Consider the following 23749-nt stretch of genomic DNA (forward strand, 5'->3'; position numbering starts at 1 on the left):
CAGGTTCAGTGCGGCAACTGCGGGCAGGTGCGCAAGGCGATCGTCTACTGGCCGGTCGGTCCGGTATGCCGCAGCTGCTACGTCCGTGCTCGCGCCTATCCCGCGCAATGCCGAGCTTGCGGCCTGGTTCGGGTTCTGATCGCGGAGTCTCCGGCCGCCTCAGGAGACCAGGTCGAGCTCGCAGTCTATGGTCCATGCGCAGGCAGCCGACACGCCTACTTGTGCAGCAAGTGCGGGAACGGCGATGAGCCCTACAAGAATGGTGTCTGCGTTCGCTGCGCCGTCGAGGAGAAGCTGACCACCGCCTTCACTGGCCCCGACGGTCAGCTGAGCCAGCAGGCACGACGCATCATCGACGCCATGACCCGCAGCCGCCGGCCGCGCTCGGTCCTTCAGTGGTGGTCCAACTCCAATGGCGGCGCTCACATCCTGCGCGAGACCTTCAGCCGCGGAGACAAAGTCACCCACGAACTACTCGACCGAACCGGCGAGCAGAAGGTGTGGTCGCTGCGCCGAACCCTCATCGACGTCGGCGTCCTGCCTGAGCGCGACGAAACCTTGGCACAACTGCAGACCAGGATCCGCCGAATCGCCGCCGCAGCCCCACCACGGCACCGGCACCTGCTACTCACCTACGGCACCTGGCGGATCCTGCGCGCCGCACACCGCCGCCGCGAACGCACCGGCCGATTCACCGCGGCCCAAGTCCGCTCTGCCGAGCGCCGCCTCACCGGCGCCGCCGACCTGCTGTCCTGGCTCGATCAGCACAACCTCGCACTCGAGGACCTCACCCAAGCCGACGTCGAGCGCTGGAGCGAGAACCGCGCCCTGGCTCGCGAAGCCGCCGACTTCCTGCGCTGGACGCGACGGCGCCGCTTCGCCCGCGAGCTGACCATTCCCTACCCACCAAGGACCGACCCCGACATCATCCTCAGCGAGGACGACCGGTGGCGGCTACTAACCACATGCCTGCAAGACTCCGATCTGCCAACCGACCTTCGAGTCGCAGGCGCACTGCTCCTGCTCTACGGGCTACCGCTGACCCGAATCGTCGAACTCACACGCGACCACCTCGACCCACCCGAAGCCACGGTCATCACCGGTCTCCGGATTGCCTCAGACTCACCGCCCATCGCCATTCCGCCCGCGCTCGGACGCCTCCTCACCCAACTGCCGACCACGCCCCACAACCCCAGCGCAGTCGCCCTCATAGACCCAGCAGAGCGACCCGCCTGGCTGTTCCCCGGACGCTCCGCCCGCGGCACCGTCAACGCCTCAGTCATCTCCAAACGACTCAAGGACTACGGAATCCAGCCCCGCGCATCCCGCAACGCCGCCCTGATCGCACTCGCCGCCGACCTTCCCACCTCGGTGCTGGCCGATCTCTTCGGGATCAGCATCACTTCAGCAATTCAGTGGACCCACCGTGCAGCCAGGAACTGGAACGCCTACATCGCGGCCACCATCACTGCCAAGCGCGCGGCTCATCCGTCAAACTTCCTGGTGCTATCGGACCAGTAAGAATCGGTCTCCGCCCTGGGCGAGGCGGCCGTTCCGTCGACCTGGCCTGATCAACCCCATTCGCCACCATGCAGCCCGGTGGAAGCCTCCAACCGATGCTGAAGCCAAGCTAAAGCACCCGCCGCTGATCGCTGCTGATAGTCGAGCAGACTTCGATCTCGCCCAGCCCGAGGCCGGCGGATCGCGTTGCTCCAATAGCCAGCTAGTGCCGCGAGGTGAGCGTTCACGGCGTTCGGATCCACAGAGGTGCGGTCGGTGCCTCGTTCCAAGATCCGCTCAGCGTCATAGCCATCTGCCGCCAGCGTGACAGCAAGTGTTGCGATGTCGACCCATCGCGCACCGACACACCCTCGGCTCCAGTCCACAACCCAAGCGCGCCCGTCACGGTCGATCAAAAAGTTGTCAGCCCGCGGATCGAAGTGGCAGAGCGTCTCGCCGGCTACAGCGATAGGCCACCTTGCCTCCAACTCAGCCAGTTGTTCAAGATTGCTCAGCGCCCAAGAATCCAGGTCGGACTTCGTAACCGCCCGAGGGCGACCCGCCAGCAAGTCGTTCCATACGGTGAAGGCTCCCGTCTCGGCGATCATGTCGGACATCGTTCGAAGCAAGGGCACCGGGCTGGGAGTGAGCCGCACGGCATGCTGGCTGAGTGCTGCTACAACGGCATCCGTCGCCTGGGACTGCCAGGGCTGAACCGGTGGTGCGCCGCTGACAGCGTCGAACCACAAGACGATCCACCGGCCTCGGGTCAGCCAGCCCCGCAATTTCGGCGTGAACAGCCCAGTCGGCAGGCAACCGCCGATCAGAGACTCAACCTCGTAGTCAGCTCGACGTGCTCGATCGCTCGACGCTTTGACGAAGACCGTCGAGGCGTCCTTCAGCGTCAGCACTGCAGCGAAGTCCGAGGCAAATGTGCCAGACGCAGGCTGGACATCGGTGACCGGTTGTCCCAACCGGTCGACCAACTGCGATGCCAGTGGCCCGGGCAACCAATCGTTCACAGTCACACCTGAGAGCATGCCAGGGCTCAGATCCCACGACAGGACTGCGCCTCGCTCCTCGGCGGTTCGGTCGTGGGCTTCAGCGCGAGAACTCGAAAGTGCAGGGCTCAAATATGACCCGTTGCCAACGCGCGCAGACTTGCGTCCAGATGACCTGACCGACTCTGCAGCATCGAAACTGCGGACGGCTGGTTCATGGGGCGACTCACGCCGGCCGCGACCTCACTCGGCCGGGGTGTCTACTGGTGCGGACAACAGTTCAATGCGTCGACGCAGTTTCCTGGGAAGGTACCAACCCGAGTACAGGTTCCCGACAGCGACTAATGCATAGAGCAAGGCCCAAAGCGATCTGGATACAGTCGCACCGACAGCGGCAATCGCCATCACGACGCCGAGTGCGGTTATCAGTCTGGGACTCGGATGCCAGCGGGATCTTGTGAGACCGTCGAAGGCGATCCGGAGAGCCGCTGCTCGGATCTCAGGATCGGTCGGTACTTGCCCACGCATGGAGGCGCGACGAGCGAGCTTCAGTCTGTCGGATGGAAGGCCGCCTGCAAGCTCTTCGCGTTGGCGCCGCCAGTTCGGCTCTGACCGCCAAGTCGCCATCGCAAACGGAACTACAGCGATGCCGGCGACGATTCCGGATGCTGTCCAGCTCGCCCCCTCAGTCTTGAGAAAGAACCCCACTCCCACTCCGCCAATGAGGCCAATCCAGACTGCCAGCAGCCACCTGCGCGGGTCGGAGAAGTTGCTCTGCACGGGCTCATCATTGTCGACGAGGCTCGTGCACGCCAGACCACCTAACGCATCGCCCGCCTCGGGCCGGTGACAGACGGCTATCCGCTAGCGACCAATACCGCACGGTCCAGATAACGCTCGTTGCCAACGTACCGAGCAGACCTGCAACCAAAACGATGTTCCGGCACTTCCAGACCCGAGTTCGGATCGATGATGGGTGGCGAAGGCGTTCTGCGAACGAGGTTGCTCATGTTTGCAGGGTTTGGACGATCGTCTGATTCTGTCTGGCCGTCGCTTCCGCCGATCTTTTGTGAAACCCCAGTGAGACCTACTGGCGCGCGCGAGGCCTGATCAGCGTGAAGCTGGACTCCCGGGTCGAAGGAGGCAGTTTCGGTGGTTAGCACCCAGTTCCACGTAGACGAACTCTCACCGTCGTACTGGCGAGTGGTCTTCGATAACGGGCCGGTGAACCTGATCGATGCCGACTCTGTCGACGACCTCGCCCGCCTTATCACCCGGATCGAGGAGGCGCCGGATCTGACGGTGGTCGTGTTCGACAGCGCCAACCCGGAGTACTTCATGGCTCATTGGGATCTCCGCGCTGATCGGCGGCGGGTCGCATCGATGAAGCCGGGTCCGACCGGCTTGCACCCTTACCTCGACAATTTGATCCGTCTCAGCAAAGTACCCGTCGCGACGATCTCGTCGATCCGGGGCAGGGTGCGGGGCGCCGGCAGTGAATTTGTCCTGGCCACGGACATCCGGTTTGCGGGGGACCGAGCTGTTCTCGGGCAGTTTGAGGTAGGCATCGGGTCGGTACCTGGTGGTGGGGCTATGGCGCGGCTTGCGCGGCTGGTTGGCCGGGGCCGTGCGGCCGAGATCCTGCTCGGTGCGGACGACTTTGATGCCGCGCTTGCAGAGCGCTACGGCTACGTCAACCGGGTGGTTCCGGATGCCGAGCTGGCCGGCTTCGTCGACGGCTTCGCCTGGCGGATCGCCGGCTTCGACAAGACCGCTGTGGCCGATACCAAGGCTCTGCTCGACTTCGCTGGGCTTCCCCCGGACGAAGAGTTCGTCCCCGGCCTCGCGGCGTTCTTCCGCACCTCGGGACGTCCCGAGAATGCGGCGGTGATCCGGTATTTGTTCGACAACGGATTGCAGACACCGAATGGTGCCGAGGCGGATCTCGGTCGAGCTGTCGGTGGATCGTTCGAATCGCTGGATGGTGATTAGCTCCGCGAGGCCATCGCCTGAGACATCCCTTGCCGCCTTGGATAGCTGGTGCAAGACTGCGATTGGCTGACCTCGGCGCCCGTCTGGCGCGCGCCCCGCACGTTGGTCGTGACAGGGGTGGTGGGGATGGCCGGCAAACCCTTCTGGGCAGGACTCCGCGGACGACAGCCCGAGTGCGAGACTCTCAGCGGTCTGGTCGCCTCGGTCGAAGCCAGCCGCAGCCAGGTTCTGGTTCTGCGCGGTGAGGCCGGCATCGGCAAGACCGCTTTGCTTGCCTTCCTCACCGAGCAGGCTGCCAACTGCCGGATCGCAACGGCGGCCGGAGTGCAGTCGGAGCTGGAGTACGCGTACGCCGCCCTGCATCAGCTGTGCGGCCCGTACCTGGGTCGGATCGACTCTCTGCCCGAGTCGCAGCGCGACGCCCTCGGTATCGCGTTTCGCACCCGGCCGGGAGCAGCGCCAGACCGCTTCCTACTCGGTCTGGCGGTGCTGACGCTGTTGTGCGAGGTCGCCGAGGAGAAGCCGCTGATCTGCGTCGTGGACGATGCGCAGTGGCTGGATCAGGCTTCGGCGGAGACGCTTGAGTTCGTGGGCCGCCGCCTGGTCGCTGAACCGCTCGGGTTGGTCTTCGCGACCCGGAACATTCAGGAGGAACCCAAACTGTCTGGGTTCGCCGAGCTGCCGGTGCGCGGACTTGGCAGTGCCGACGCCGCCGCGTTGCTGCAGTCCGCGGTCCCCGGAACGCTGGATCCGCAGGTCCGCGACCGCATCCTGGCCGAGTCGCACGGTAACCCGCTCGCCCTGCTCGAACTCCCGCGGGCGTTCACCGCGACGGAGTTGGCCTTCGGAACCGGAGCGGGCGAGCGCAGTACCGAACAGCTGGCCAGCCGGCTCGAACAGGGCTTCATCGATCAGCTGGCTGAGCTGCCGGCAACTACTCGGCAGTTCATGTTGGTCGCTGCTGCTGAACCTGTTGGCGACGTTGTCCTGCTGTGGCGGGCAGTAAATCAGCTGGGCATCGGCGCCGACGCGGCGGCTACGGCTGAGTCAACTGGACTGATCGAGTTCCGGGATCGAGTTCAGTTCCGTCATCCGCTGGTCCGCTCGGCTGTCTATCGCTCCGCGAGCCAGGTGGAACGGCGTGCGGTTCACCAGGCGTTGGCTGACGCCACCGACCCTGAACTGGATCCGGACCGGCGGGCCTGGCATCGAGCCAGTGCGGCCTTTGGCCCGGACGAAGACGTCGCCGCTGACCTCGAGCGCTCCGCCGACCGTGCCGTCGCTCTCGGCGGCCTGGTCGCGGCCGCCGCGTTCCTCGAGACAGCGGCGGGATTGACGCCGGACCCTGCCCGGCGGGCGCAGCGATCGCTCGCGGCCGGGCAGGCCAAGGCCACCGCCGGCGCGTTCGAGGCTGCCTCGTCATTGCTCCGTATCGCAGAATCCGGGCCGTTGAGTGAGGCGGGCCTCGCGACGATCGACCTGCTCCGCGCGCAGATCACCTACAACTCGATCCACGGCAATCAGGCACTACCGCTGATGCTGGCTGCGGCTCGTCGGTTCGAGCCACTGGACGGAGGCGTCGCCAGAGCTACCTATTTGGATGCCCTCTCGGCGGCCCTGTTCGCGGGCCGCCTCGCGCCAGGTCCGGCCGCTGGTACGCGGCAGGTGGCGGAGGCCGCGCGCCAGGCGACCGCACCGATGGAACCCCGCAAGGCCGACCTTTTGCTGGAAGGGATGGCGGTGCTCTATACCGACGGCTACTCGACGTCCGCGCCGCTGCTGCACCGCGCCGTACAGGCCTTTGGCCGCGAAGACCTCACTCTCGAGGAAGCCTTCCGGAGCGCGTGGGTGGCTGCCGTGGCCGCCGTCGACCTGTGGGACGACGAGCACTGGGATGTCCTTAGTGGAAGGCATCTGGAGACTGTTCGCGCGGCAGGCGCACTCAGCTTATTGCCGCTGGCGCTGGCCAGCCGCGCCATTTTCGACATTCATGCCGGCAACCTGACGGCAGCCGCAGCCCTCGTCGCAGAAAGCCACTGGATTGCCGAGGTGACCGGTGGCGAGAACACCTTCACCGCAATTCCAGAGTCCTGGCTGGCCGCCATGCGGGGCCAGGAGAAACAGGCTGAGCTACTGATTCAAGACACCCTGAACGACGCGACCACCCGCGGTCAGGGTGTTGGTCTGAACATGATGTACTCCGCGCGCGCCACCCTCTACAACGGCCTCGGCCGCTACGACGAAGCGCTCACCGCCGCGCAGGAAGCCGCCACCGACCCGCTGGAGCTCGGCCCGACCAAATGGGCGCTGGCCGAACTCGTCGAGGCCGGCGTCCGCAGCGGCAACACCGACGCCGCCGCCAAAGGGCTCGAAGTACTGACCGCGATGACCCAAGCCAGCGGCACCGAGTTGGCCCTCGGCATCTCAGCCGCCCGAGGCGCCCTGCTCCGCGAAGACACCAGCGCGGAGGATCTCTACCGCGAAGCACTCGACAGACTTGCCACCAGCAGGATCCGGGTCGAGCACGCCCGAGCCCAGCTCCTGTACGGCGAGTGGCTCCGCCGGCGGTCACGCAGAGTCGACGCCCGCGGCCAGCTACGGCTCGCCTTCGAGTCGTTCAGCGCGATGGGTGTCGAGGCGTTCGCGGAGAGGGCCCGCCGCGAGCTGGCGGCCACCGGTGAGTCCGTCCGCCGTGCCACAGTCCGAACGAAGGCCGAACTGACACCCCAGGAAGCCCACATCGCGGGCCTGGCCGCTGAGGGCCTAACCAATCCCGAGATCGCCGCTGCTCTCTACGTCAGTCCACGCACAGTCGAATGGCACCTCCGCAAGATCTTCACCAAGCTCGGCGTCAACAGCCGGCGACAACTACGAGGCCGGCAGGGCCTGTGAGTCCGAGGTGATCAGTGCAGTCGCCAGCTCCCGGCGGGACCGGATGCCGAGTTTCATGTAGGCGTTCCGCAAGTGCCACTCGACTGTGCGTCGGCTGAGGAACAGCCGTGCGCCGATTTCTGGGTTGGACAGTCCGTCTCTGGCCAGCCAGGCGATCTGCCGCTCCTGCGCGGTCAGGTCGTCGCGTACTCCGACCACGCCCTTCCGCACCTTTTCGCCGGCATCCCCGAGCGCGGAGCGGGCTCGTTCGGAGAAGGCCTCCATACCGATCGCGACGAACATCCCATGCGCAACCCGCAGGCTCTCCCTGGCGTCGGCGTGCCGGTTCTCGTCACGCAACCACTCGCCGTACAGCAGGTGTGCCCGGGCCAGTTCTGGCCGCAACGGAGTTCGGCCCAGTCGCTCGATCGCCTCCAGATACAGGCTGGCGGCGCCCTCACCCTCGGATACGAGTGCCTTGCTGCGCGCCTCCATGCCGAGCGCGACGTCAGTGCCACAGGGTCGTGTGGTCTCGGCGAGCCGCTCGAACGCGGTCCGCGCCAAGGCGATGTCACGATTCCGTGCGGCCGCTTCGACCAACTCCGGCAACGCCCACATGGTCATGAACGGATTCAGGCTGTCAGATGCGGCGTGTTGAGCTGCCGACGAGGCCTCTTTGAAGCGGCTGAGTCCGTTGTAGAGGACCGCGGCCGACCAGTTGGCCCAGGCACCAGCCATTCCCTGGCCCGCGGCGGCCTGTTCCACTGCGGCTGAGATCGCCGCGTCGGCCTCACTCTCTCGACCCTCCAGCGCGCGGAGCCTCAGCAACGTGTACGGCGCCACGGGACTTCCGATTGCCGCGGCGACATTGTCGACCTCGGTGATCAGCGACGCCGTCGCGGCGAAGTCGCCCATCCACGGCAGCGCAATGCCCAGCTGGGAAAGATAGAGCGGGAGCAGACTCATCGCTCCGGCGTCGCGAACGAGCTGAACCTGCCGAATCGAGATCGCGTGCAGACCATCGAAGTCCCACGTGATGGCGCTGGCCGTGGTGGCCATCCAACCCCACCGCATCACATCCTGAATCGGGATGCCGATCATCAGCTGCGCGGCTTCCTGCAAGCCTGGCACCGCAGCGGGATGCCCGTCGGTGGTCAGCCGCGCGATCGCGTCGAGTAGAACCTCAAGAGGAGTCGCCTGACCGTCGGGCGCGGGCAGAGCCTGGACACCACGACAGATCTCAAGGAGAGCTTCGCCGACAGAGTCGCCGGCGAGGCCCGCGGCCCCCCAGGCGTACAGGTACGTCTCGCGTGCGAGCCCCAGGTCAAACGCCTCGAGCTGTCGCGCCGCGCTGAGCAGGAGAGGCGGCGCTTCGGCACCAAGCCCCGAAGCGAAGGCGATGTGACCGCGCAACAGAGCGGCCCGAGCCAGCTGGAACGCATCGCGCTCCGTGCCCTCCAGCGTCGCCAGCAACCCAAGCGCGGTCTCGAAGTCGCCGGCCTGGAAGGTCCCCTCGGCCGCGGCCAGCGTCCGGTCCGTCCGCCGGGCCGGATCACCGGTCAGCATGAGTGCACGGCGCAGAAACGCTGCGCCAGCGGCGAGCTCACCTCTTTCCTGGGCACGCCGGGCCGAGTTCTCCAGTTCCAGTGCTACGGCTTCGTCCGGCCCCGCAGCGGCCGCAGCCAAGTGCCAGGCACGCCGATCGGGGTCCGCCTCACCATCGGTCGCGTCCGCGAGTGCGAGGTGAGCTGCCCGACGGCCTTCGTCGTCGGCCGACCGGTAAACCGCCGAGCGCACGAGAGTGTGCCGGAAAGTGACTGTCCTGCCTATGGTTACCAGTCCGTGCGCTTGCGCAGCCTCGCCGGCCGCGGGGCCGATGCCGCGCCGCTCCGCTGCGCGCCACAGCAGCAGTGGATCGCCGACCGGTTCGGCGGCAGCGATCAGCAGCAGTTGTCTGGTGTCTTCAGCAAGCGGGTCGAGTCTCCGCAAGAAGCTTTCCTCGATCTGGCCCTGCAGTGCCTGGGCCTCGAGCAGCCCAAAGCCGCCGGCCAGTTGCGTCGCGGTCAGACCACGTGGAAGTTCGAGCAGGGCCAACGGGTTGCCGCGGGTCTCGGCGACGATCCGATCCCGGACACCCTCGTCCAGAGCGAAGCGCACCACCTCTCTCAGTAGCTCGCGCGCGTCGCCGTCCCGCAGCCCATGTACCGGCAAGGTATCGACGTGTTGAAGGTTCTCATCCGCCTCACGCATTGCGAACACGACGCCGACCTGCTCGGCCATCAGCCGGCGGGTGACGAACGCCAGCGTGACAGCCGAGGCCTGATCGAGCCATCGCGCGTCGTCAACGACGCACAGCACGGGTCGGTGCTCAGCTGCGTCCGACAAGAGGCTCAGGACCGCCAAACCAACGAGGAATCCGTCCGGGGGTGGGCCTGCGCTCACCCCGAACACCACCCGCAGGGCATCTCGCTGCGGATCAGGCAGGGAATCGACCCGATCGATCAGCGGAGCGCAGAGCTGATGCAGGCCGGCGAAAGCCAGTTCCATCTCTGACTCCACGCCTGTTGTCTGTAGGACGGTGAGGTCGGAGGCTGAGGACACCAGGTACTGCAGCAGGGCGGTCTTGCCGATCCCGGCTTCACCTTGGAGTGTCAGCGAGCGGCTCTCACCGCGCCGGACGGCCGAGATCAGTTCGTCGAGCCGCGCGCACTCGCCGGCCCGGCCCAGAAGTACCGGGCGTGAACCCGACCCGGTACCGGTGATGTGCACAGCCATGGCCAACGCCCCCTCATCGCTCCGCGCCGGAGATTGTCGTACGACAGGCGCAGCGCCGACCGCCGGACCACTGAGGGTCCTGACGTTGTCCCTGGCCAGACATTACGCCTGGCATCGGGAGTGATTCCAGCATTCGCGGGTGTCTGATCGCCCCTCCGACGCGCCGTCGGCGGACGTAACCCAGTGAAGGCCCCAGTGAGCAACCCGGTGAAGCGCCCCAGGGAACTCGACCGGCGCGCGGATGCTGTGCGGCGAGGAGCGTCGTGTGTGTCGGCAACGGCCCCTCTATCAAGGAGTACCCCATGGCAATCATCGCCGAACAGCCCACCACCAGCACCGAGATCCGGCCCTTCCGGATCGACGTTCCTCAGGCCGAGCTCGACCGGTTGCGTCAGCGGGTCGAGGACACGATCTGGCCGCCCAAGGAGACGGTCTCCGACCACACCCAGGGTGTCCCGCTCGCGACCAGTCAGGCGCTGGCGCGGTACTGGGCCACCGAGTACGACTGGCGCAAGGTGGAGGCGCGGCTGAACTCGTACCCGCAGTTCCTGACCGAGATCGACGGGCTGGACATCCACTTCCTGCACGTCCGGTCGCCGCACGAGGACGCGTTGCCGTTGATCGTCACGCACGGCTGGCCGGGTTCGATGGTCGAGCAGCTGAAGATCATCGAGCCGCTCACCAACCCGACGGCGCACGGTGGCCAGGCGTCCGACGCGTTCCACGTCGTGATCCCGAACATGCCGGGCTACGGGTACTCCGGCAAGCCGACCGAGCCGGGTTGGGGTCCGGACCGGATCGCGCTGGCGTGGACCGAGCTGATGCGTCGCCTGGGCTACACGAAGTTCGCCGCGCAGGGTGGTGACTGGGGAGCGGTCGTCACCGAACTGATGGGCGTCCAGGCACCGCCGGAGCTGGTCGGCATCCACACCAACATGGCCGGCGTCGTACCGCCCGAGGTCGACGGCGCCGTGTTCACCCACCAGCCGGTACCGCCGGGTCTGTCCGCGGAGGAACAGGCCACCTGCGACCAGCTCGCCAGCGTCTACTCGCACATCGGGTACGCCGTGATGTTCGGCGACCGCCCGCAGAGCCTGACCGCGCTGGCCGATTCGCCGGTAGGTCTGGCCGCGTTCTTGATCGATCACGACCTCAAGAGCATGGACATGATCGCCCGGGTCTTCGACGGGGTGCCCGAGGGGTTGTCGCGGGACGACGTGCTGGACAACGTCACGCTGTTCTGGCTGACCAACACTGCGCTCAGCGCCGGCCAGCTGTACTGGGAGAACAAGTTCGCGTTCTTCGCGACCAAGGGCGTCGAGCTCCCGGCCGCGGTCAGCGTGTTTCCGGACGAGCTGTACACCCCGCCGCGCAGCTGGGCCGAGAAGGCCTTCCCGAACCTCGTCCACTACAACCAGGTCGCCAAGGGCGGGCACTTCGCCGCCTGGGAGCAGCCCGAGATCTTCTGCGACGAGGTCCGCACCGGCCTGCGCTCGGTGCGCTGACGCCGCCCTTCACCACCCGATTTCGAGAGAGGTACTCATCGTGTCCGAACCGTCCTCGTCGCCCTCGCGACGAACCGTCCTGTCGCTGACGGCCGCGGCCGCAGCGGCCGGCGCCACCGGTCTGCTCTCCACCCAGTCGGCAACCGCCGCCGGCACCGGAGCAGCCGCGCCCACCCTGGCGTCACACGAACGGATCCGCCGATTCCAGGTCGGCTTCCCGAACCGGGACCTGGTCGACCTGCGCCGTCGCATCGCCGCGACCCGCTTCCCCGACAAGGAGACCGTCAACGACCACTCCCAGGGCGTACCGCTCAAGACCCAGCAGGCGCTGGCGACGTACTGGGCGACCAAGTACGACTGGCGCGACGTCGAGCAGCGGCTGCAGAAGCTGCCGCACTTCATCACCGAGATCGACGGTCTCGACATCCACTTCATCCACGTGCGGTCCAAGCACGACAACGCGCTGCCGCTGATCGTCACGCACGGCTGGCCCGGCTCCATCGTCGAGCAGCTCAAGATCATCGAGCCGCTCACCAACCCGACCGCCCACGGCGGCAAGGCTTCCGACGCCTTCCACCTGGTGATCCCGTCGATGCCGGGATACGGGTTCTCCGGCAAGCCGACCCGCACCGGCTGGGGACCGAACCAGATCGCGACCGCCTGGATCGAACTCATGCGACGCCTCGGCTACAACCGGTACGCCGCACAGGGCGGTGACTGGGGAGCGGTCGTCACCGATCTGATGGGCGTGCAGGCACCACCCGGCCTGCTCGGCATCCACACCAACATGCCCTGCTCGGTCCCGCCCGACGTCGACGCCGCGCTCTTCACCGGCGCCCCGCTGCCACCCGGCCTGTCCGACGACGAGAAGGAAGCCTGCGCCCAGCTGGCCTTCTTCTACCAGCACATCGGCTACGCCCGCCTGTACGGCGACCGCCCGCAGACCCTCAGCGGACTGTCCGACTCGCCGATCGCGCTGGCGGCGTACATGCTCGATCACGACGCCGCCAGCCTGGCACTGATCGCCCGCACCTTCGACGGGGTGCCCGAGGGACTCAGCCGTGACGACGTCCTCGACAACGTGACGCTGTTCTGGCTGACCAACACCGGCGTCACCTCCGGCCAGCTGTACTGGGAGAACAAGTACCCCTTCTTCACCCCGAAGGGCGTCAAGGTTCCGGCCGCTGTCAGCGTCTTCCCCGACGAGCTCCACACACCCCCGCGGAGCTGGGTCGAGAAGGCGTACCCGCAGCTGCTGCACTACAACAAGGTCGCCAAGGGCGGGCATTTTGCCGCCTGGGAGCAGCCGAAGATCTTCTGCAACGAGGTCCGCAACGGCCTCCGTGCTCTGCGCTAGCCCCTCCTGCCCGGTACGCCGGCCGTGCGCAACGCCGGCCGGCGTACCGGTTCCATCCCCGGAGCCCCTGATGGTTCAACAGTGCAACGCCGACTCGAGCTGGGACGAAGTGGTCCGGACGCACACCGTCCGGGTCTACCGCTACGCCTACCGCCTCACCCAGAACCGCCACGACGCCGAAGACCTCATGCAGGACGTCTTCGTCCGCGTCTTCCAGAATCTCTCCCGGTACCGTGCCGGAAGCTTCGAGGGCTGGTTGTACCGGATCACCAGGAACCTGTTCCTCGACCGACTGCGACGGCGCCGCGTCCACCTCGTGCCGATCCCGAGCGACCTGCAACTCGTCGACGGCCTGACCCCGGACCAGGACTTCGATGCCCGAACCTTCGACCCGGACGTCCGCGCGGCGCTCGGCGACCTACCGTCCTGCTACCTGGCGACGCTCATCCTTCACGATGTCGACGGTCTGAAATACGACGAGATCGCCGTAATCCTGAACATCCAGCCCGGAACAGTCGCCAGTCGCCTGCACCGAGCACGCTCGCGACTCCGCATCGCCCTTGTCCACCGATCGCCGGCACAGCGTGAGTTGTCCGCGTAATCAGCCTGGGACGCGAGCCATGGAAGGTCCAGCAACCGACTGCTGCGGACCGAGCGCACCACAGGCTCATTGCTATGGGCAACCGACACATCGCAACTCTCCGACAGTGGAATCTCTGGCTGAGCGGAGCTGCACCCCGGAGAGCTCGCCCGACCTGCGTGGCCATCGGGCATTACCTGCACGACCCGAACAGGGGAAAGATCATGACGCTGAGCATCGAGGACTACGCCCTGATCGGTGATCTGCGGACTGCCGCATTGATCGGCATCGGCGGGGAGATCGACTGGTTGTGCTTACCGCGGTTCGACTCGCCGGCGGTCTTTTCGGCAATCCTTGGCGACGCGCGGCACGGCCGATGGAGCTTGGCTCCTGCCGACCGGACCGCGTCTGTCCGGCGGCGGTATCGCAGGGGCACTCTCGTGCTGGAAACTCGATGGACGACCTCGGAGGGCGCAGCGCGCGTCACTGATCTGATGGTCCCGACTTCGCCGGTGCCGATGGTGGTGCGGATCGTGGACGGTTTGACCGGAACCGTGCGGATGCACACCCGCTTGACACCGAGAATGGGCTACGGCAAGGACGTTCCGACGGTGTACGCCGCCGGCCGGCGCCTGATCGCGACGGCCGGCGATGACGAACTGTGGCTCGACAGCGACGTCCACCTGGAGTCGGACGACGCCTCCTGGAGCGGTGAATTCAGCGTGACCGCCGGCGAGCGGATCGCCTTCAGATTGAGCTGCCCCGAAAACGCAGCGCAGGCATCTCCGCTGTCCGTCGACTCTGCGCTGACAGCAACCGTGGAGTTCTGGATCGAATGGGTGGGGAAGTCGACGTACGCGGGTCACTGGAAGTCGGAGGTGACGCAGTCGCTGATCATGCTGAAGGCGCTGACCTATGCGCCGACCGGCAGCATCCTGGCCGCCGCGACCACGTCGTTGCCCGAAGAGCTCGGCGGGTCGCGCAATTGGGACTACCGCTACTCCTGGCTGCGCGACGCCAGCTTCACACTGCAGGCCTTTCTCGCGACCGGCTACCTCGACGAAGCCGCGGCCTGGCGCGACTGGCTGATTCGCACGGTTAAGAGGAGTCCGGGCGGACCTCAGATCATGTACGCCGTCGACGGCGTCACCGAGCTGCCGGAGCAGACGCTCGACTGGCTCCCTGGCCACGCCGACTCCGTACCCGTGCGGGTAGGCAACGCGGCAGCAGCTCAGCAACAGAACGACGTCTGGGGTGAAATCCTCGACACCCTCTACGCGGCCCGAGTCGCCGGCCTACCGGACGCCGCCGGGCAAGAGGACCTCGAGCAAGCTCTCCTCGATGCCATCGAAAGAGACTGGCGCGACCCTGACCACGGCCTGTGGGAGGTCCGCGGACCACGGCGCCAATTCGTCCACTCCAAGCTCTTGGCCTGGGTCGGCGTCGACCGAGCCGTACGCACCCTCGAACACAGAGGTGGCCGCCGATCTGCCCGTCTCCGTCGCCTCAGGATGTTGCGCCGCACCATCGCACGCGAGATCTCCGAGCGCGGCTTCAATTCCCGCCGCCAAGCCTTCACCCAGTCCTACGGATCCTCACGACTCGACGCAGCCGTCCTGCTGATGCCTCGCTACGGCTTCTTGCCGTGGGACGACAAACGAATGATCGGCACAGTCGACGCCATCCAGCAGAACCTGACCCAACAAGGCCTCGTACTCCGGTACGCCGTAGCCGACGGCCGGCGCAACGTCGACGGCGTTCCAGGCGGAGAAGGTACATTCCTCGCCACCTCCTTCTGGCTTGCAGACGCACTTCACGGCATGGGACGCACCGACGAGGCGATCGAGCTCTTCGAAAGACTCCTCTCGCTCCGCAATGACGTCGGCCTCCTCAGCGAGCAGTACGACCCGACCACCGGACGCCACCTCGGCAACACACCGCAAGCCTTCAGCCATGCAGGCCTGATCACCACAGCTCTCACGCTCACCTCCGAAAACGCCCCAGCAGCTGGATGGACCGGAGTACCTCGGACGTCAAGTGCTCAGGCCGAAGCAGTTCACTGGGTAGTTGCCGACGGGAACGGATCCCGAGCGTCCTGAAGCCATTGCCGGCTCGCCCCACCCTGCAGCAGGCTCGGCCGCGGCGGTACGAGCCCAGTTGCCCGTGGTGCGGTTCGTGGTGCGAAACGGCGGAGAAGCATGAGAACCCTGGCTGGTGACGACGGTCGCCGTGCAACCACAAACGCCTCATGGAAGCGAGCGACACGCTGAGCGTCCTCCTCGTAATGAGAAGGTCGTCGGTTCGATTCCGACACCTGACCTGCATCCGCGCTTCCTGGGTGCCCGTAGCTGGGTGAGGGGTCGCTGGCCATGTCACAGAACTTTGGTCAGCGCCAGCCGAACCCGTTGTCCGGGCCGTAAGGCGACAGGCCGCGCATATATGGTTTGATCGCCTCCGGACTCGGATCAGGGTCAGCTGGCAGTACCAGACGCCGGTTGAGCGGATTCGACCGCTGATGGTGGTCTTCTACCCACTCCAGCCATTCACGTGCACCGGGCTGCTCGTCGCCCTCCAATGAGGCGATGCGCTGCTGCATAGCGGCGATGTAGTCACCAAGCAGTTGGCTCTGGTGCCATTGGGCGGCCTGCTCGGCCAAGATGGCGGCGCGGTTGTGTTCGCGCAGGGCGACGACCGCCTCGCCTCGGACCTGTTCCCAGCGCCGGCGGCGTTCGGCTTCCTGCTGTTCACGTTCAAGGCGGCGTTGCTCATCAGCAGCGGCCCGGAGTTCCAGTTCCTGGACGAGGACTGGTAGACGGTCGGCGAGGTTGATCGTTTTCGTGTCGCTGAAGGCGGACTGGCGGGCTGGGACGCCGCCGTTAACCAAGATGGTTAGCCGCCTTGAAGGAACCTTGTCGTACGTCGGGATCCGTGGGTAGCCCCACCTCTCGAAGTCGCGAAGTTCCTTCGCGGTCGGTTCATGCGGGACCTTGTCGTCGTTCTCGGAGACCTGTAGGCCGTACGTGTACCCGGTGATGGAGACGGCCAGGTCCGAGGGATGGTGATCGTCCCGCGTCCACGCCGGGCAGGTGACCTCCCACCCCCGCCCCGAGGCGCTCTTGGCTATCGCGTCGAGCAGACGCAGCGCTCGTTGCCGTACGTCGCCCTTGAACCGCAGTCGCTGCCCCTTGTCGGCGCGGAGCGCGACGATCGCGGAATGGGGTTTGAGGAGCCTGTCAGATACTTCGATCGACTCCAAGACGGCGTTCATCCAGGATGGCTTGTCTACAAGCTGCAGCTGCTTCTGAGGCCAGCTACGGCCGCGCGCTATCTCCAGCAGCTTGCCCTCAGGGACCTTGCCGTGCCGTATGGCTGATGACACAAGGTTGTCGTAGTAGTTGTGGAAATCCTCGACTTCGAGGCTCCCGCCTGCGGCCACGATGTCGGCGATCATCTGGTCAACCGGGCGCAAGGCAGTGACCTTCCGCTGTGCGCGTTCCGGGATGCTCGGCCTTGCCGGCGACAACGTCGGCGCGCTCTTTGCGCGTGTTGTGTCCGAGGCGATCGTCCAGTGTCCGGCTGGGTAGCAACCGTCCTCGGCGAAATGCCGACCAGCCTCCGTTGCCTCCGCCTTCCACACCCCGCGCTTCTTGGTCACAGTCGCCAGGCGACGGTTCTGGAGCGCGATCGCAGTCGTCTTGTACGTCGTGTCGTCCATCACTCCCTCGGGACATCCGGCAACGACCCACTTCAAGACCTCGAGTTGACGTGCGTTCACGGTCCGCTCAGCCACGCAAGCCACCGTATCGATGCACAGGGCCGATCAGTCCCAGGCGAGGTCGGGTGCCGCGGCGCTCCGGAGCGCAAAGCGCGAGCGGTCAGGCCACGGCGCCGGGGAGCGGTCACCGCGAGCGTGTCGGTGCTATTGCATGGGTTTGGTTTGACGGCTGTCGTCGAGGAGGTCCCAGGCGCGTAGCAGGTCGAGAGCGCGGCGGACGGTCCCCTCCGATACTGCGTGCTGTTCCAGCTTGCTCGGTGACGGCGCCGACCAGTTCCTGCGCGTCGCAGCCGCCGAGCTGCGCACCGCGCTGACCGATATCCCGACGACGACTACCTCCGCGGCATACTCGCGGAACTCACCGCGACCAGCCCGACCTTGCGCGACTACTGGGAACGCGGCGAGGTCATCGCGTGGCGATCGGCAACCAAACAGCTGCACCACTCCACCTACGGCCGGGTCAGCTTCGACACGAGCTTCTGCACGACCGGGAACGAGATCACTGGGCCATGCTCTACACGCCCCGCGACGACGCCTGATCTCTGCCACGGACTCGCGCATACTGCGCCCGCTGGAGTGCCTCCTCTTGAGACTTCTCCATAGCTCCTGTAATGTATTACGCGTCATCTATGACACCTGAGGCACCTGTGGCACCTGATTGGAGAGGGATATGAAGACGACCTTTGAGACCGCCAACATCCCTGCTGGTCAGCTTGATGAGCTCGAGCAGTTCGCTCAGGAGCGTACTGACCCTGAACTTCGTGCAGCACTACTGCTCATCACCCGCTTCGCCCGCGACTCCAGTCAGCTGATCGTCAGTGACGCCACCCAGACGCTGACGCCGAACGAAGCAGCCAAGCGCCTCGGTATGAGCCGTACGCACCTGTACAAGCTCCTCGACGCAGGCGAGATCCCTTTTCACAACGTCGGCCGTGACCGTCGAATCGAGATGCGTGACCTCGTCGCCTTCGAGGAGAAGCGTGACACCGCCCGTCGTGAGCTCGCCGAGCGTTTCGCGCATCAGCGTGCGACCACCAAGACGGCAGTCGACGAACTCGCCGCCGAGCTATAAGCCGCACGCAGGCGATTAGTTAGGCAAGATTGCCTACGTGCACAATCGCCGCGCCCGCCCAACGCTCCGAGTGCTTAAGGATGACCTGACGTCGGGCTGGGACTCGACCCAGCCCCAGCGCCAGCTGTCTGAAGGCGACTTCGAGGGACTCCATCGCCTTAGCGAGCTTCCCCACCCCATCGTGGTTAAGGCGGTTGAGTCCTTCGGTACGGATCATGATGACGACAACCATGCAGGCGCGATCAAGAGCTCGACCAAGATTCCGCTGCTGGAAATCAAGTTCTCTCAGTGGCGCGGCGGCGTTTGGGAGGACCCTGCTGACGGCGTCTGCTGGCTGGTAGTCGCTGGTCTCGCAAAAGGAGGCCACCTCGATCGGGATGACTTCTACCGCCGAGTTCAGCGAGAGAACGACTCAGGTGTGTCAGGTAAGTGGCTGCCGACGGACAAGGACCGGGCGCTACTCAGGCAAGAGACCGCGGCACGCTTGATGCTTGAGTGGGAACTCGGCGTCCAGCGGCAAGCGTTGGAAGCGCTCGAAGCGATTCACGCAGGCGGAAACTGTCGCTTCAAGGTCCCGCATCCCTCTCCCAAGAGGCCAAGAGACCTCGCAGAGGTCGAACTGACCGTGGACCAGGTCCGCAACAGCGACATTGACACTGACGATGTCCTCTTGGAGGTCCGGCCAGCCTCGGACGACACCTACTCATTGATCATGCAACTCGAGACACGGATGCTGATATCGATCAACCCGCCTGAGCAAGACTGGGACACGTCCGGAAATCACATCTTCTCGAACATGGGTGACGTTGGCGCCTGGACCGAACGGGTTGTCGAGCTAAGAGCGCTCTGTGAAGCAAACGAGCTAGCGATCTCCGAGCCGGGAACAGCAAGCCACTACACCCATCGCGCTGGCCTTTTCAGCAGCACCGTCGAAGGGCGTGCCGTGCGCGCCTTATGCGGCGTCTACTTCGTCCCGACTCAAGATCACGAACAGCTGCCCAAGTGCGATAACTGTTCGACCAAGTATTCAAAACTTCCCGAGTTCGGCTGACTTCCTGCGATGGCCAAAGTAAACGGTTAGTTGGCCTCCCTGGGCTTCGCCGCAGAGAGGGGGGACGACGTCCCTCGTGACATGACTCGTGACATGAACTCACGTCAACCAGGGTGGTTGAAGACGCCTCTAGAGGGCGGGAGTGCAAGCCTTGCCGCCTGAAGTAGGCCGGTGATGCGTGTGACGTGGCTCTCATAATCCCTGGGTCGTGGGTTCGAGCCCCACCCGCCCCACAGCAAAAAACCGCAGGTCAGGGCTAGGTTTGGTCTTTCAGCCGAGCGCGCCGCGTTCGAGCTGGAGAGCCGCGGCCTCGACAACAGCGACGACGGACCAACACCGCGCGCAGTTCAAGCTCTCCCGCCCCTGGCGGGCGGGAGCCGAGCCGGCTGTCCGTCCAGCTCGCAGGCACCTGAGGGAGGTCAGCGATGCGCAAGGCCCGGGTCGCGTGTGGAGCCCGGACCTTGCGCTTCGTCGATGGAACGAACCGAGACGGATCCCTGGTCGTGCGTCAGTTGGGCTGGGTGCCCGTCACCGTGACCTCGGCCAGGCTGATCACACCGGCGCTGGTGGCCGGCGACTGCACCTTGACGTAGCGGGCCACGGTGTTGGTCGTCAGGCTGGTGACCGCCCCCGGCGTCGCCCCGAGGTTCAGCTTGGTCACCGAGGAGTCGGCCATCAGTTGGGCGTAGGTCCGGCCCGACATGCTGGCGGTGGAGAGGAACACCACCGCGTTGTTCAGCTTGTCGGCCGAGGCGTCGGTCCGGTTGTGCACCGTGACGTTGCTGACCCGGGAACTGGTCAGCAGGTCGACCTGCCACCACGGCTGCGAGCTGGACGCCGTCCGGCTCACCGACCCGGCGGCGAAGACGCCGTTGGTGTTCCCGTCCACGGCCCGGGCGGCGGTGCCGACGTCGGTCGACGACTGCGTGGCCGGCCGGCTGGTGGACAGGTTCACGGCGCCGGTGGTGCCGCCGACCTGCAGCTCGGCCAGGTTCATGATGGCGATGATGCTCGACAGCTGCACCCGCACGTACCGGCCGGTGGCGTTGCCCGCGTTCAGGGTCAGGCTGTTGGTGGTGGACGAGAACGCCGAGAACGACATCTCCTTCACCGAGTCGTCGGCCTGCAGCGAGGACATCGACCGGCCGGTCATGTCGGTCGAGGAGATGAACACCGAGCCGCTGCCCATCCGGTTCGAGTCGGTCCGGCTCCACACCGTGACCGTGGAGACGGCCGCCGCGGAACCGAGGTCGACCTGCCACCAGGGCTGGGTGGAGATGTTGGTCTGGGTCACCGAGCCGCTCGCGAACACGCCGTTGGTGTTGCCGTCCACCGCCCGGGCCGCCACCGCGGTACCGCTGGTGCTCGACTGGGTGGCGGTCTTGCCCCGGGCCAGGTTCGGACCGGTGACGGTCACCGTGGTGGTCGACACCGCGCTGTCCGCCTTGCCGTCCCGCACGACCAGGCTGAAGGTCAGCGTGGCCGGTACGGCCGGGGTGGTGAAGGTCGGCTTCTGCACCGTCCGGCTGGACAGCGTCACCGCCGACCCACCGGTCTGGGTCCAGGTGTAGGTGAGCGGGTCGTTGTCGGCGTCGCGGCTGCCGGAGCCGTCCAGCGTCACCGTGGTGCCCGTGTAGACCGACTGTGCCGTACCGGCGTTCGCCACCGGCACCGTGTTGTTGGTGGTGACCGTGGTGGTGACGGCGGCGCTGTTGGCCTTGCCGTCCCGCACCACCAGGCTGAACGTCAGCGTGGTCTTGTTGGCCGGGGCAGTGAAGGTCGGCTTCTGCACTGTCCGGCTGGACAGCGTCACCGCCGACCCACCGGTCTGGGTCCAGGTGTAGGTCAGCGGGTCGTTGTCGGCGTCGCGGCTGCCGGAGCCGTCCAGCGTCACCGTGGTACCCGTGTTGACCGACTGTGCCGGACCGGCGTTCGCCACCGGCACCGTGTTGACCGGGATGGTGGTGGTGACCGTGGTGGTCGCCGCCGCGCTGTTGGCCTTGCCGTCTCGCACCACCAGGCTGAAGGTCAGCGTGGAGGCCGAGGACGGGGCGGTGAAGGTCGGCTTGGCCGCCGTCGTACTGGACAGCGTCACCGCCGGTCCACCGGTCTGGGTCCACGCGTAGGTGAGGTCGTCGCCGTCGGCGTCGGTGCCGGACCCGTTCAGGGTCACGGTCGTACCAGCCACGACCGACTGCGGCGCACCGGCGTTCGCCACCGGGAGGCGGTTGTTCGACTCCGAGACCGGCCGCGGAGTGCAGTTGCTCATCGAGACCGTGAAGGGCTCGACGTCATTGTCCGTCTCGATCATGGCGCCGTTCTCGGAGCCGCTGAGCGAGATGGTGTACGCCTGGCCGGCGTTCAAGCGGGTCTCCCGCCACTCGTCCGTACCGCGCTCCCACTCGACGATCAGGACCCGGCCGGTGACCACGCGGACGGTGCACCCGTCGGCCCAGGCACCCATGTACGGGTAGAGCGGAGCGCCCGAGTCCGAGTAGACGGTGCGCGCGTTGTCGCCGGAGCGGCCGTTGCCCTGGTAGGCCGTGCCGACCGGCCAGGTGATCACGCCGCCGTACCAGTCACCGGGGTTCTCGCCGGTGCCGGCGTAGCGCCAGCGGGCGTTGACCCAGGAGACCGGGTCACAGGTGGTGGGGTCGGTACAGGCGGGCGGCGTCGGCGGGACCGGCGGGCCGGGCACGAAGGCGTACTCGAACGGCGAACCGCCCTGCACGCTGACGATGCTGCTACCACTCAGCGTCGTCGGCACGGTGTAGCTCTGGCCGGCCGACAGGTTGGCCAGCGACGCGTGCGAGTCCCCGACCGGGCCGGAGAACACGGTGGCGCTGCCAGAGGTGACGGTGATCTTCCAGTTCGCTACCTGCGGGGCCGGCGCGTAGACGTCGTGCGAGGCGGTGTAGCCGTAGCGGGCCCGGCTGGGGTCGGTCTCGGCCGGCCAGACCGCGGCGTACCCGCTGTCCGACGGACCCCACGGGCACGGGCTGCTGGTGCAGGTCCAGGTCACCTGGGCCGCCCCGCCGTCGCCGGCGGGCGGGGGCGTGACCGGCGCACCCGGGGTGAGCGTGTACTCGAACGCGGAGCCACCCTGCACGCTGACGATGCTGCTGCCGCTCAGGGTGCTCGACACGGTGTAGCTCTCGCCGGCCGACAGCGCGGCCAGCGACGAGTGTGAGTCCCCGACCGGTCCGGCGTACACGGCGGCGCTGCCGGAGGTGACGGTGATCTTCCAGCCGGCAACCTTCGCCGCCGGTGCGTACACGTCGTGGGAGACGGTGTAGCCGTAGCGAGCCCGGGTGGGCTCGGCCGTCGCGGGCCAGACCGCCGCGTTGCTGGTGTAGCTCGCACCCGATGGGCAGGGCGTGCCGGTGCAGTTCCAGGTGGCCGGCACCGAACCGTAGCCGGACGCCGGCGGCGTGGTCGGCTCGCCCGGAGTGAAGGTGACCCGGAACGCGCCATCGTTCTGCACGCTCACGATGCTGCTGCCGCTCAGGGTGCTCGACACGGTGTAGCTCTCGCCGGCCGACAGAGCGGCCAGCGACGAGTGCGAGTCGTCGGCCGGGCCTGCGTAAACCGTGGCGCTGCCGGAGACGACGGTGATCTTCCAGCCGGCCACCGTGGACACCGGAGCGTAGACGTCGGCGGAGACCGTGTAGCCGTAGCGGGCGCGGACCGGCTGAGCTGCGGCCGGCCAGACGCCCGCGTTGGTGGTGTAGCTCTGGCCCGACGGGCACGGGCTGGTGGTGCAGTTCCAGGTGGCCAGCACCGAGCCGTCACCGGAGGCCGGCGGCGGGTCGGTCGGGGCGCCGGGGGTGATCGTGTACTCGAACGACCCACCGTCCTGCACGCTCACGATGCTGCTGCTACTCAGCGTGCTGGGCACGGTGTAACTGTCGCCGGTCTGCAGATTGGCCAGCGACGAGTGCGAGTCGTCGGCCGGGCCTGCGTAAACCGTGGCGCTGCCGGACGTGACGGTGATCGTCCAGCCCGCCACCTTGGGCGCCGGGGCGTACACGTCGTGCGAGACGGTATAGCCGTAGCGGGCCCGGACCGGCTCGGCCGCGGCCGGCCAGACCGCCGCGTTGCCGGAGTCCGACGGGCCCCACGGGCACGGGCTGCTGGTGCAGGACCACGTCGCCACAACGGAGGACGCAGGATCACCCTCGGCTGCCAGCGCGGGCGAGGCGGTGAGGCCCAGCACCATCATGACCGCAGTGGTGAGAACGAGAAATGCGGTCGCAGAACGTTTGAACAT

Annotated in this window: 13 protein-coding genes and 1 pseudogene; 10 read left to right on the forward strand and 4 right to left on the reverse strand. The window is 66.6% G+C overall.

The window, feature by feature from the left end; translation table 11 throughout:
- The first annotated feature begins 27 nt into the window (after positions 1–27).
- A complete protein-coding gene (locus ACYVIO_RS20030) occupies positions 28–1521 on the forward strand; it encodes a hypothetical protein (protein ID WP_460652356.1) in 1494 nt (497 codons plus the stop codon).
- Positions 1522–1571: 50 nt separating this feature from the next.
- On the opposite strand, the gene ACYVIO_RS20035 is transcribed toward ACYVIO_RS20030, so the two are convergent.
- Positions 1572–2528 (reverse strand): phosphotransferase, encoded by a 957-nt coding sequence (locus ACYVIO_RS20035; RefSeq protein WP_460652357.1) that lies wholly within the window; start codon positions 2526–2528, stop codon positions 1572–1574.
- Between the two features lie 1125 nt (positions 2529–3653).
- Here ACYVIO_RS20035 and ACYVIO_RS20040 point away from each other — a divergent pair.
- Positions 3654–4493: an enoyl-CoA hydratase/isomerase family protein gene (locus ACYVIO_RS20040; RefSeq protein WP_460652358.1), complete on the forward strand. Its 840-nt coding sequence runs from the start codon at positions 3654–3656 to the stop codon at positions 4491–4493.
- Between the two features lie 126 nt (positions 4494–4619).
- Complete coding sequence (locus ACYVIO_RS20045; protein ID WP_460652359.1) at positions 4620–7385, forward strand: AAA family ATPase; 2766 nt, start codon at positions 4620–4622, stop codon at positions 7383–7385.
- Here the strand turns inward: ACYVIO_RS20045 and ACYVIO_RS20050 are convergent.
- Positions 7362–10139 carry a helix-turn-helix transcriptional regulator gene (locus tag ACYVIO_RS20050; RefSeq protein ID WP_460652360.1) on the reverse strand — a complete coding sequence of 926 codons (2778 nt, stop codon included), beginning with the start codon at positions 10137–10139 and terminating at the stop codon, positions 7362–7364. The genes ACYVIO_RS20045 and ACYVIO_RS20050 overlap by 24 nt on opposite strands.
- 302 nt (positions 10140–10441) lie before the next feature.
- Here ACYVIO_RS20050 and ACYVIO_RS20055 point away from each other — a divergent pair, with 302 nt between their 5' ends.
- The 4 genes from ACYVIO_RS20055 to ACYVIO_RS20070 all read left to right on the forward strand — a co-directional run bounded on the left by ACYVIO_RS20055 (position 10442) and on the right by ACYVIO_RS20070 (position 15680).
- Positions 10442–11644: an epoxide hydrolase family protein gene (locus ACYVIO_RS20055; protein ID WP_460652361.1), complete on the forward strand. Its 1203-nt coding sequence runs from the start codon at positions 10442–10444 to the stop codon at positions 11642–11644.
- Positions 11645–11684: 40 nt separating this feature from the next.
- Entirely contained in the window at positions 11685–13001 is a 1317-nt protein-coding gene (locus tag ACYVIO_RS20060) for an epoxide hydrolase family protein (RefSeq protein ID WP_460652362.1), read from the forward strand.
- A 70-nt stretch (positions 13002–13071) separates the two neighbouring features.
- Complete coding sequence (locus tag ACYVIO_RS20065; RefSeq protein WP_460652363.1) at positions 13072–13602, forward strand: sigma-70 family RNA polymerase sigma factor; 531 nt, start codon at positions 13072–13074, stop codon at positions 13600–13602.
- A 203-nt stretch (positions 13603–13805) separates the two neighbouring features.
- Positions 13806–15680: a glycoside hydrolase family 15 protein gene (locus ACYVIO_RS20070; protein ID WP_460652364.1), complete on the forward strand. Its 1875-nt coding sequence runs from the start codon at positions 13806–13808 to the stop codon at positions 15678–15680.
- A gap of 287 nt (positions 15681–15967) precedes the next feature.
- Here the strand turns inward: ACYVIO_RS20070 and ACYVIO_RS20075 are convergent, their stop codons facing one another.
- Positions 15968–17296 carry a hypothetical protein gene (locus ACYVIO_RS20075; RefSeq protein WP_460652365.1) on the reverse strand — a complete coding sequence of 443 codons (1329 nt, stop codon included), beginning with the start codon at positions 17294–17296 and terminating at the stop codon, positions 15968–15970.
- Positions 17297–17671: 375 nt separating this feature from the next.
- On the opposite strand from ACYVIO_RS20075, the pseudogene ACYVIO_RS20080 reads away from it, so the two are divergent.
- The 3 genes and pseudogenes from ACYVIO_RS20080 to ACYVIO_RS20090 form a co-directional block, all read left to right on the forward strand.
- Positions 17672–17959 (forward strand): annotated as a pseudogene (locus ACYVIO_RS20080) (MmyB family transcriptional regulator); the annotation flags it as partial.
- A gap of 67 nt (positions 17960–18026) precedes the next feature.
- Positions 18027–18428, forward strand: coding sequence for a helix-turn-helix domain-containing protein (locus tag ACYVIO_RS20085; protein WP_460652366.1), 402 nt, complete (start codon positions 18027–18029; stop codon positions 18426–18428).
- A gap of 37 nt (positions 18429–18465) precedes the next feature.
- The gene (locus ACYVIO_RS20090; RefSeq protein ID WP_460652367.1) at positions 18466–19479 is read left to right on the forward strand and encodes a DUF3039 domain-containing protein; all 1014 of its coding nucleotides are present in this window, start codon (positions 18466–18468) and stop codon (positions 19477–19479) included.
- A gap of 508 nt (positions 19480–19987) precedes the next feature.
- Here ACYVIO_RS20090 and ACYVIO_RS20095 read toward each other — a convergent pair.
- A complete protein-coding gene (locus ACYVIO_RS20095; protein WP_460652368.1) occupies positions 19988–23749 on the reverse strand; it encodes a PKD domain-containing protein in 3762 nt (1253 codons plus the stop codon).

The sequence above is a fragment of the Kribbella endophytica genome, from assembly GCF_054781295.1.

Bases quoted from the DNA above. Each gene is read 5' to 3' on its own strand.
- ACYVIO_RS20045 (WP_460652359.1), top strand. From the start codon at position 4,620: ATGGCCGGCAAACCCTTCTGGGCAGGACTCCGCGGACGACAGCCCGAG.
- ACYVIO_RS20050 (WP_460652360.1), bottom strand. From the start codon at position 10,139: ATGGCTGTGCACATCACCGGTACCGGGTCGGGTTCACGCCCGGTACTT.
- ACYVIO_RS20055 (WP_460652361.1), top strand. From the start codon at position 10,442: ATGGCAATCATCGCCGAACAGCCCACCACCAGCACCGAGATCCGGCCC.
- ACYVIO_RS20065 (WP_460652363.1), top strand. From the start codon at position 13,072: ATGGTTCAACAGTGCAACGCCGACTCGAGCTGGGACGAAGTGGTCCGG.
- ACYVIO_RS20070 (WP_460652364.1), top strand. From the start codon at position 13,806: ATGACGCTGAGCATCGAGGACTACGCCCTGATCGGTGATCTGCGGACT.
- ACYVIO_RS20075 (WP_460652365.1), bottom strand. From the start codon at position 17,296: ATGGACGACACGACGTACAAGACGACTGCGATCGCGCTCCAGAACCGT.
- ACYVIO_RS20085 (WP_460652366.1), top strand. From the start codon at position 18,027: ATGAAGACGACCTTTGAGACCGCCAACATCCCTGCTGGTCAGCTTGAT.
- ACYVIO_RS20095 (WP_460652368.1), bottom strand. From the start codon at position 23,749: ATGTTCAAACGTTCTGCGACCGCATTTCTCGTTCTCACCACTGCGGTC.